Genomic DNA, 8,246 nt, shown 5'->3' with positions numbered 1-8,246 from the left:
CGGCCACCCCTCCTTCGTCATGTCGGCATCGTTCACCAACCAGGTGCTGGCGCAGATGGAAATCTTCCAGAACCGCGACAAATACGAAAACACCGTTCACGTCCTGCCGAAACATCTCGATGAGAAGGTCGCGCGCCTTCATCTCGACAAGCTCGGGGCGAAGCTGACCGTGCTTTCCGAAGAACAGGCTGCCTATATCGGCGTGACGCCTGAAGGCCCGTTCAAGCCGGAACACTACCGCTACTGATCGACAAAAAAGGCCGCAGCGGACGACAACGTCGCTGCGGCCTTTTTGCGCCCGAAATCCGGAGCGTCAAAGCGGCGGCGTGCCGTTTTCGAACAGCGCGTTGCCAGCGAAATAGAGCGAACCGCCGATGAGAATCCGCGGCGGCGGCTGGTCGGCGCGCGTGCGCAGGCAGATCGCCGCCAGCGCCTCCCCGATCGAGGAGACCGGCTCGGCCGACAATCCCGCATCGGCGGCCGAGGACGCCAGCGCCACGGGATCGATGGAGGCTTCCGTGCCCTTGATCGGGGCGCAGTAGACGTAGTTCGCAAGCCCCGCGAAATGCTCGAAAAAGCCGAACGGGTCCTTGGTATTGATCATGCCGATAATCAGAAACAGCGGGCGCGGGTCGCGTTCCTCGAAGCCGGCAAGCGCTTCGGCAATCACCTCGCCGGCGCCGGGATTGTGCCCGCCGTCCAGCCAGATCTCGCTGCCGTCGGGCGCCGCCGTCACCAGGTCGCCTTCAGAAAGCCGCTGCAGGCGCGCGGGCCAGAACACGTTGCGCATCGCCTTCTCGGCCGCCTTCTCGTCAACGGAAAAGCCGGCCGCCTTCACAGCGGAGATCGCGGCCGCCGCATTGGCATACTGGTGTCGGCCGGGGAGCGCCGGCAGCGGCAGGTCCATCAGCCCGTCGCCGTCCTGGTAGACGAGGCGTCCGTGTTCCTCATGGGCGCTGTAGTCCTGGCCGTAGAGATGCAGCGGACAGCCGAGCCGGTCGGCGGTGGCGATCAGCACTTCCTCGGCGGCCTCGTATTCCTGCTGGCCGATGACGACGGGCACGCCCGGCTTCATGATGCCGGCCTTCTCGGCGGCGATCAGTTCGACCCGGTCGCCGAGATAGGCCTGGTGGTCAAGCGAGATCGGCATGATGACGCTGACGGCCGGCTTGTCGATGATATTGGTGGCGTCGAAACGGCCGCCGAGGCCGACTTCCAGAATAACCGCATCGGCGGGGATCTCCGCAAACAGCACGAAGGTCGCCGCAGTCAGCAGCTCGAAGACAGTGGCCGTGGCGCCGGCATTGGCCGCCTCCACGCGCTTCAGCGTTTCGGCCAGCAACTGGTCATCGACATAGCCGCTTGCGCCCCCGGGTCCGCCGATGCGGAAGCGCTCGTGCCAGCGCACGAGATGCGGCGAGGAATGGACGTGGACGGAAAGACCCGCCGCCTCGAGAAGTGCGCGTGAAAAGGCGCTTGCCGAGCCCTTGCCATTGGTGCCGGCGATATGGATGACCGGCGGCAGGGCCAGATGCGGATTGCCGAGCTTTTCAAGAAGAACCCTGATCCGCTCCAGCGACAGATCGAAGCCCTTGGGATGCAGCTGCATCAGGTGATCGATCACACGCTCGGCGGCGCCGAAGGAATGGTTGTCCATGATTGGTCCGATTTCCGGTGCGCCAGGCTCTCAACAGCCGCGCACTGTTTCGTTTGTCGTTTCGCGCAGATGTGTCCGGTCCCGGCATCTCACTCCCGGACCGTTTCTCCTGCTGCGCGGGCCATGCCGGAAAGGAACCGGTGCGGCCTCCTCCTCCATGTGCGTTCGCTTCAGCCCTGCGGCGTCGGCGCCTCTCCGCTGTCAAGGGGCTCGTGCGGCGTCTCGTCGGCAATGGCCTCGTTCTGTTTCGGCGCTTCCAGCATTGCTGTCGCCGTCGGCGGCGCGCCGGTCATGATCTTCAGCACGCGCGCCAGCGTCTCGGGAATGTCGTGGCGCTTGACCACCATATCCACCATGCCGTGGTCCAGCAGATATTCCGCGGTCTGGAACCCGTCGGGCAGCTGTTCGCGAATGGTCTGCTCGATCACGCGACGACCGGCAAAGCCGATTTCGGCGCCCGGCTCCGCGATATGCAGGTCGCCCAGCATGGCATAGGAGGCCGATACGCCGCCGGTGGTCGGGTTGGTGAGGACGACGATATAGGGCAGCCCGGCCTCGCGCATCAGTTCCACCATCACCGTCACGCGCGGCATCTGCATCAGCGACAACACGCCTTCCTGCATGCGCGCGCCGCCGGAAGCCGGGAAGATCACCAGCGGGCAATGGTCCTTCAGCGCCCGGTCGAAGGCCTGGATGATCGCCTCGCCGGCGGCCATGCCGAGCGAACCGCCAAGGAACTTGAACTCATGGACAACGGCAACGAGCTTCAGGCCTTCAAGCGTCCCGGCGCCGGCGATGATCGTGTCTTCCTGACCGGTCTTCGCGCGGTTTTCCTTGAGCCGGTCGGCATATTTCTTGGAATCGCGGAATTTCAGCGGATCCTGCGCCACTTTCGGCTGCGGCAGCTCCTCGAACGCGCCATTGTCGAAAAGGTCGGCCAGACGCGCCCGTGCCGGCATCTTCATGTGGTAGCCGGAGGAGGGAATGACCCACTTGTTTTCTTCCAGATCGGTGTGAAACACCATGGCCCCGGTTTCGGGGCACTTGATCCACAAATTCTCGGGAACTTCGCGACGGCCGAACATGGAGTTGATCCGCGGCCGCACATAATTGGTTATCCAGTTCACCAAATGAACCTCCTGAATAGCATTGCCTGCGGTTTGCCAGATTTACTCCGCCGCCGCAAGGCGGGCGTCGCGGACGCCGCTCGAAAGCCCGCGCACGAAGGTGGCAACGGCATCCACAGTATCCCTGCTGCCCTTGCCGTTGGCGTCCAGCGTGCCGGCGATCTGGTTGACGACGGCCGTGCCGACCACGACGCCGTCGGCGGCAGCGCCGATCAGGCGGGCATGTTCGGCCGTCTTCACGCCGAAGCCGACGCAGACGGGAAGATCGGTATGCGCCTTGATGCGTGAGACGGCAGCGCCGACGCGCGAGGGATCGGGCAGCGCCGAGCCGGTAATGCCGTTCATCGACACGTAATATACGAAGCCCGAAGTGTTCCGCAGAACCGTCGGCAGGCGCTTCTCATCGGTCGTCGGCGTGGCGAGGCGGATGAAGTTGAGGCCCTTTTCCAGCGCGGGAATGCACAGCTCATTGTCCATTTCCGGCGGCAGGTCGACGATGATCAACCCGTCGATCCCGGCTTCGAGCGCGGCTTCCACGAAACGCTCGACGCCGTAGATGTAAATCGGGTTGTAGTATCCCATCATCACGATCGGCGTGTCGGCATCTTGCCTGCGGAATTGACGTGCCAGTTCCAGCGTCTTTTCCAGCGTCTGCCCGCCCTTCAGCGCGCGCAAGCCCGCCATCTGGATCGCCGGGCCATCGGCCATCGGGTCGGAGAAAGGCATTCCGAGCTCGATCACGTCGGCGCCGGCCTTCGGCAACGCCTTCATGATCTCAAGCGAGGTATCGAAATCGGGATCGCCGCCCATGAAATAGGTGATCAGCGCCGGCCGGCCCTCGGCCTTCAGGGCTGCAAAGCGTTTTTCCATGCGTTCGGTCATCGGGCCATTCCTAATTCAATGAGAGTAAAGACTGGATCTTGTCCTGGAAAGTGATCCACGCACCCAAGAGCGCCATAGCTGAAATAACAACCGTGACGATAAAACCTTTGGAAGCTAGGTGGTTTATTTTTTCCTCAATGCGAATGACGCGGTCGCGGATATCACGGGCATCTTGCCTCGTCTCGGTTAGGCTGCGATCTATGTTTTCGACATTAGCCTCTAGTTTTGCAACACGTCCGTCCATTCCAGCACCTCCACCGGAGCCTGAACCCGAACTTTTGAGAAGCTCGAGGTCTCGCTTGATTTCTTCCAAATCGGATCTTCCCCCAGCGACGGATGTCAGCCTGTGGATCGGGTCAGCATCAGACATCTGTTATCTCCAGATCGGCCATGACCCGCTTTAGCAGCTCTTGAAGCGTTTTTTGGTTTTGCTCCAATGTTTGTAAAATCTCATCAAATTCGGCAGTCGGGTTTTTACCGGAGGCTAGGGCAATCAATGCTGAAAAGATCTCCATATCCGCAGTGCTTTGCTGGATAAGCAATGATATGGTCTGGAAGAATGTAGCGGATGAAATAGAAAACTCTTTGTCGTCGAGCTTCCGCTCATCGACAATCTTTCGTAGATCATCAACCAAACCTAGAAACTGCAAGTGTCCTTCGTTTGCCATCCGGCCCTCAACTCACGCTTCTGCTTCGCTCCACGCCGAAATCGCGGTGACCAGCGACTTGTGGACGGACTTCATGTTCATCACGAGGCTGTCGATTTCGCCGGAGGCATCGTCGCCGGAGGCGAGCGCGTTCAGCGCCGAGACCAGTTCGATGTTGAACAGGTTCTGATGCGCCAGCGCCTTGATCACCGCGGCCCGCAGCTCATCTTCGCCGTCTTCCTCTTCGTCGATGATCTCGAACAGCGCCTCCGCCAGTTCGCCCATCTCCTCGATGGTTTCCTCCCGCGACACGCTCACATCTCCATACCGAGGATCTTGCCGACCGTGTGAACATCCTTGTCGCCGCGACCGGAAAGATTGGCGAGGATGATCTCGTCCTTGCCCATTTTTGGCGCGCGCTTGACGATCTCGGCAATCGCGTGGCTGGCTTCGAGTGCGGGAATGATGCCCTCAAGCCGGGTCATCAGCTGGAAGGCTTCGAGCGCCTCGTCGTCGAGGATCGGCACATAGTCCACCCGGCCGATATCGTTGAGCCAGGAGTGCTCCGGTCCGATGCCCGGATAGTCGAGCCCGGCGGAGACCGAATGGCCTTCCTTGATCTGGCCGTCGCCATCCTGCAGCAGATAGGTGCGGTTGCCGTGCAGCACGCCCGGCGCGCCGGCCGTGAGCGAGGCGCAGTGCTCCTCGCCGTCGAGCCCGCGACCGCCCGCCTCGACGCCGACGATCTTCACGTCCGGATCATCGAGGAAGGGGTGGAAGATGCCGATGGCGTTGGAGCCGCCGCCGACAGCCGCGATCACCAGATCGGGCAACCGCCCTTCGGCTTCCATGATCTGCGCGCGCGCTTCCTGGCCGATCACCGCCTGGAAATCACGGACCATTTCCGGGTAGGGATGCGGACCCGCGGCCGTGCCGATCAGGTAATAGGTGTCTTCGACGTTTGTGACCCAGTCGCGCAGCGCCTCGTTCATCGCATCCTTCAGCGTGCCGTGACCGGCGGTCACCGGCTTCACCTCGGCGCCGAGAAGCTTCATGCGGAAGACGTTGGGCGCCTGACGCTCGACGTCGGTCGCGCCCATATAGACGACGCAGGGCAGGCCGAAACGCGCGGCAACGGTGGCGGAGGCCACGCCGTGCTGGCCGGCGCCGGTTTCGGCGATGATGCGCGTCTTGCCCATGCGCTTGGCCAGAAGGATCTGGCCGAGACAGTTGTTGATCTTGTGCGAACCGGTGTGGTTCAGCTCCTCGCGCTTGAAATAGATCTTCGCGCCGCCAAGATGCTCGCTAAGCCGCTCGGCATGATAAAGCGGGCTCGGGCGACCGGTATAGTGCTTGCCGAGCGAGGTCAACTCCGCCTTGAAGTCCGGGTCGGTCTTGGCCTTTTCCCATTCGGCCTGCAGGTCGAGGATCAGCGGCATCAGGGTCTCGGCGACGAAACGGCCGCCGAAAATGCCGAACAGGCCGCTCTCGTCGGGGCCGGATTTGAAGGAGTTTGGTTTTGGCGTCTCGTTCACGTCAGTCTCCATCAGGCCGTCTGGCGCATCCGCGCCTTGTCAACGGCATCAAAAAAGGCATCGATCCGGGCCGGATCCTTTATGCCGGGCGCGCTTTCCACACCGGATGATACGTCAAGACCCGGCGCGTGGATCTCGGTGAGCGCCGTGCCCACATTCTCCGCGTTCAGTCCTCCGGACAGAAACCAAGGGATAGTCGCCTGATAGCCGGCAAGCAAGCGCCAATCAAAGGCAATGCCGTTGCCGCCGGGAAGGACGGCGTTTTCCGGCGGCTTGGCATCGAAGAGAATGCGGTCGGCGACATCTTCGTAGTCGCGCGCAAAGGCAAGGTCTTCCGGCGTGCGGATTGAAAACGCCTTGATCACCGGCAGCCCGTACAGTGCCTTGACGGTCACCACCCGGTCGACGCTCTCCTTGCCGTGCAGCTGCAGCATGTCGGGCCGAGCGCCGAAGACGATTTCCTCAAGCAGTTCGTTGTCGGCATTCACACTCACGGCCACCGTCTTCGCCCGGCCGCGCACGTGTTCGATCAGGCCGGCGGCAACATCGATTTCCACATGACGCGGGCTCTTTTCGAAGAAGATGAAGCCCACATGGGTGGCGCCGCGGGCAATCACGTGGTCGAGCGTTTCCCTGGTGCTTATACCGCAGATCTTGATATCCGGTCTTTTCATGATGCTTTTCTATCACAACAAAGGGGAGCCTGCGAAGGCTTGATCAGGCAAAGGGCGCCTCGAAACGCACCGCATGCAGGAAGGACCCTTCGTTTTTCAGCCATTGGCGCGCTTCGGGCGTTCGCGGGCAGAGCCTTTCGCACAGCGCCCAGAAACGCGGTCCATGGTTCATCTCGGTAAGATGGGCCACTTCATGGGCGGCGAGATAGTCGACGACGAACATGGGCGCCATGGCGATGCGCCAGGAGAAATTGAGATTGCCGGCAGACGAGCACGACCCCCAGCGCGAACGCGTGTCCTTGAAGGAAATCGAGGCATAGGATTTGCCGCTGGCTGCCGCATGCACCTTCACGCGCCCGGTGATCTCGCGACGCGCTTCCTTCTTCAGGTAATCCGCGACCCGGCGGCCGATGCTCTCGGCCGGGCCGGAAACAAGCAGCACCTTGCCCTCGCCCTCGTCGCGAACGGTCGTCAGCCCCCGCAGATTGCCGCTGTGGCGGATTGTGTGGGCGAAGCCGAAGATCGAAACCGCACCGCCATCGGTAATATCGGCGCTGCGGCCATCGAACCGCGCCATCCGTTCGACCAGCCAGTCATGGTGGCGGCGCAGGAAACCGTCGACCTCGTGGCGCGCCAGACCGGGCGGCACCGTGAGGCTGACGGCATGGCCGCCGGGCTCGATCTTCAGCGTCATCCGCCGGGCGCGCGCATTGGTCTTCAGGTTGAGCGGCAGCACCCTGCCGCCGAGATCGATCGTCGTCGGTTTGGCGCGTTTTTCCACGTCAGGGCTCGTCATTGAGGATCATCGGCTGACGCGTAGCGGTTTTCCGTCCGGCGCGCCAGAAGCGGGCACAAAAAACGGCACCACCCTGGGGGAAAGGGCGATGCCGGAAGATATCGGAGGTCATTTTCTCTTATGCTTCGGGCGCAGGGTTCGACCCGGAGGCATTGAAATTTCCACCACGCTCGCGCATGAACCGGTCGAATTCCTCCCGGTCGCGCGCCCTGCGCAGCTCATCGGTATAGCGGTCGAATTCGGCGCGCATCTCGTCAAGCTTGCGGCGCTCGGCCTCGATCCGGTCCATCTCGCTGCGGCGCCATTCATCGAAAGCGGCATTGCCGGTCGAATGCATGGTCGTGTCCGCATTGCGCATGTTGCGCCTGCAGGATCCGAAAGCCCGTTCGGCAGAGCGTTTCCACTCGCCCTTCGTCATGTTCAGCCGGTCGCCCCAGATGATGTATGCAAGCATGACCAGGCCCAGCGGCCAGAAGACGACAAAGCCGATCACCATCAGGGCAATCGTAAGTGGCGTCCACGCCGGACGCAGCAATGCGGTCTCGTTCATCTCAAGTTTTCCTCGCTTTGTTACGGCATAAAATCTGCCGACAGAAGCTATATGGAAATGCTCTTTATTGCGTTCAAGACTTGTTCTTTCGATTGTCAGTATTGTTTCCAAACAAGGCGAAAATGCGCCGATGCCGAATTTCGGCTCGGGGTATGGGCGACCCGGGTTTCTCAGCTGCGGCGTTCGGCGAGCGCGCTGGCGAGCCGATCCCAGTCGCCTTGGCTCCCCGGCTGGATGCGATCGCTGCGCGAGGAGAGCACAATCTGCTGAGCGCCGCGATCGATGAGTAATCGAGCTGTGAGCAGGCCGAGGCCTCCCAGCCCACCAGTGAGCAAGTGCGCTCCGGGGCGAGCAGGCAGGGCCGGCACGCGAGTTGGC

General features: G+C 62.0%; 12 protein-coding genes. 1 reads left to right on the top strand and 11 read right to left on the bottom strand.

Features of this window, described 5'->3' with window-relative positions:
* On the top strand, nucleotides 1-247 hold a 247-nt coding region (locus tag AC5DC2_RS15200; RefSeq protein ID WP_491699084.1), incomplete at its 5' end, for an adenosylhomocysteinase.
* A gap of 66 nt (nucleotides 248-313) precedes the next feature.
* Here the strand turns inward: AC5DC2_RS15200 and AC5DC2_RS15195 are convergent.
* The 11 genes from AC5DC2_RS15195 to AC5DC2_RS15145 all read right to left on the bottom strand — a co-directional run.
* Complete coding sequence (locus AC5DC2_RS15195; RefSeq protein ID WP_491699083.1) at nucleotides 314-1,657, bottom strand: bifunctional folylpolyglutamate synthase/dihydrofolate synthase; 1,344 nt, start codon at nucleotides 1,655-1,657, stop codon at nucleotides 314-316.
* 170 nt (nucleotides 1,658-1,827) lie between these two features.
* The gene (gene accD / locus AC5DC2_RS15190; RefSeq protein ID WP_491699082.1) at nucleotides 1,828-2,784 is read right to left on the bottom strand and encodes an acetyl-CoA carboxylase, carboxyltransferase subunit beta; all 957 of its coding nucleotides are present in this window, start codon (nucleotides 2,782-2,784) and stop codon (nucleotides 1,828-1,830) included.
* Between the two features lie 42 nt (nucleotides 2,785-2,826).
* Entirely contained in the window at nucleotides 2,827-3,666 is an 840-nt protein-coding gene (gene trpA, locus AC5DC2_RS15185) for a tryptophan synthase subunit alpha (RefSeq protein ID WP_491699081.1), read from the bottom strand.
* 10 nt (nucleotides 3,667-3,676) lie between these two features.
* Nucleotides 3,677-4,036: a hypothetical protein gene (locus AC5DC2_RS15180; protein ID WP_491699080.1), complete on the bottom strand. Its 360-nt coding sequence runs from the start codon at nucleotides 4,034-4,036 to the stop codon at nucleotides 3,677-3,679.
* A complete protein-coding gene (locus AC5DC2_RS15175) occupies nucleotides 4,029-4,334 on the bottom strand; it encodes a hypothetical protein (protein ID WP_491699079.1) in 306 nt (101 codons plus the stop codon). The genes AC5DC2_RS15180 and AC5DC2_RS15175 overlap by 8 nt, the downstream gene beginning before the upstream one ends.
* A 12-nt stretch (nucleotides 4,335-4,346) precedes the next feature.
* Nucleotides 4,347-4,625 (bottom strand): hypothetical protein, encoded by a 279-nt coding sequence (locus tag AC5DC2_RS15170; protein WP_491699078.1) that lies wholly within the window; start codon nucleotides 4,623-4,625, stop codon nucleotides 4,347-4,349.
* Between the two features lie 2 nt (nucleotides 4,626-4,627).
* Nucleotides 4,628-5,848, bottom strand: a complete 1,221-nt coding sequence (gene trpB / locus AC5DC2_RS15165; RefSeq protein WP_061449901.1) for a tryptophan synthase subunit beta — start codon at nucleotides 5,846-5,848, stop codon at nucleotides 4,628-4,630.
* A gap of 11 nt (nucleotides 5,849-5,859) precedes the next feature.
* On the bottom strand, nucleotides 5,860-6,522 hold the full coding sequence (locus AC5DC2_RS15160) for a phosphoribosylanthranilate isomerase (protein WP_061449831.1): 663 nt from the start codon (nucleotides 6,520-6,522) through the stop codon (nucleotides 5,860-5,862).
* Nucleotides 6,523-6,565: 43 nt separating this feature from the next.
* Nucleotides 6,566-7,318 (bottom strand): M48 family metallopeptidase, encoded by a 753-nt coding sequence (locus tag AC5DC2_RS15155; RefSeq protein WP_491699077.1) that lies wholly within the window; start codon nucleotides 7,316-7,318, stop codon nucleotides 6,566-6,568.
* Between the two features lie 118 nt (nucleotides 7,319-7,436).
* Nucleotides 7,437-7,868, bottom strand: a complete 432-nt coding sequence (locus AC5DC2_RS15150; protein ID WP_061449829.1) for a DUF2852 domain-containing protein — start codon at nucleotides 7,866-7,868, stop codon at nucleotides 7,437-7,439.
* Between the two features lie 170 nt (nucleotides 7,869-8,038).
* A partial coding sequence (locus tag AC5DC2_RS15145) for a KR domain-containing protein (RefSeq protein WP_491699076.1) occupies nucleotides 8,039-8,246 on the bottom strand: 208 nt, incomplete at its 5' end.

The sequence above is a fragment of the Martelella sp. genome, assembly GCF_984369615.1.
This window is presented reverse-complemented; position numbering and strand designations above follow the sequence as displayed.

Bases quoted from the DNA above. Each gene is read 5' to 3' on its own strand.
- AC5DC2_RS15195 (WP_491699083.1), bottom strand. From the start codon at position 1,657: ATGGACAACCATTCCTTCGGCGCCGCCGAGCGTGTGATCGATCACCTG.
- AC5DC2_RS15150 (WP_061449829.1), bottom strand. From the start codon at position 7,868: ATGAACGAGACCGCATTGCTGCGTCCGGCGTGGACGCCACTTACGATT.
- AC5DC2_RS15180 (WP_491699080.1), bottom strand. From the start codon at position 4,036: ATGTCTGATGCTGACCCGATCCACAGGCTGACATCCGTCGCTGGGGGA.
- trpA (WP_491699081.1), bottom strand. From the start codon at position 3,666: ATGACCGAACGCATGGAAAAACGCTTTGCAGCCCTGAAGGCCGAGGGC.
- AC5DC2_RS15175 (WP_491699079.1), bottom strand. From the start codon at position 4,334: ATGGCAAACGAAGGACACTTGCAGTTTCTAGGTTTGGTTGATGATCTA.
- AC5DC2_RS15160 (WP_061449831.1), bottom strand. From the start codon at position 6,522: ATGAAAAGACCGGATATCAAGATCTGCGGTATAAGCACCAGGGAAACG.
- AC5DC2_RS15155 (WP_491699077.1), bottom strand. From the start codon at position 7,318: ATGACGAGCCCTGACGTGGAAAAACGCGCCAAACCGACGACGATCGAT.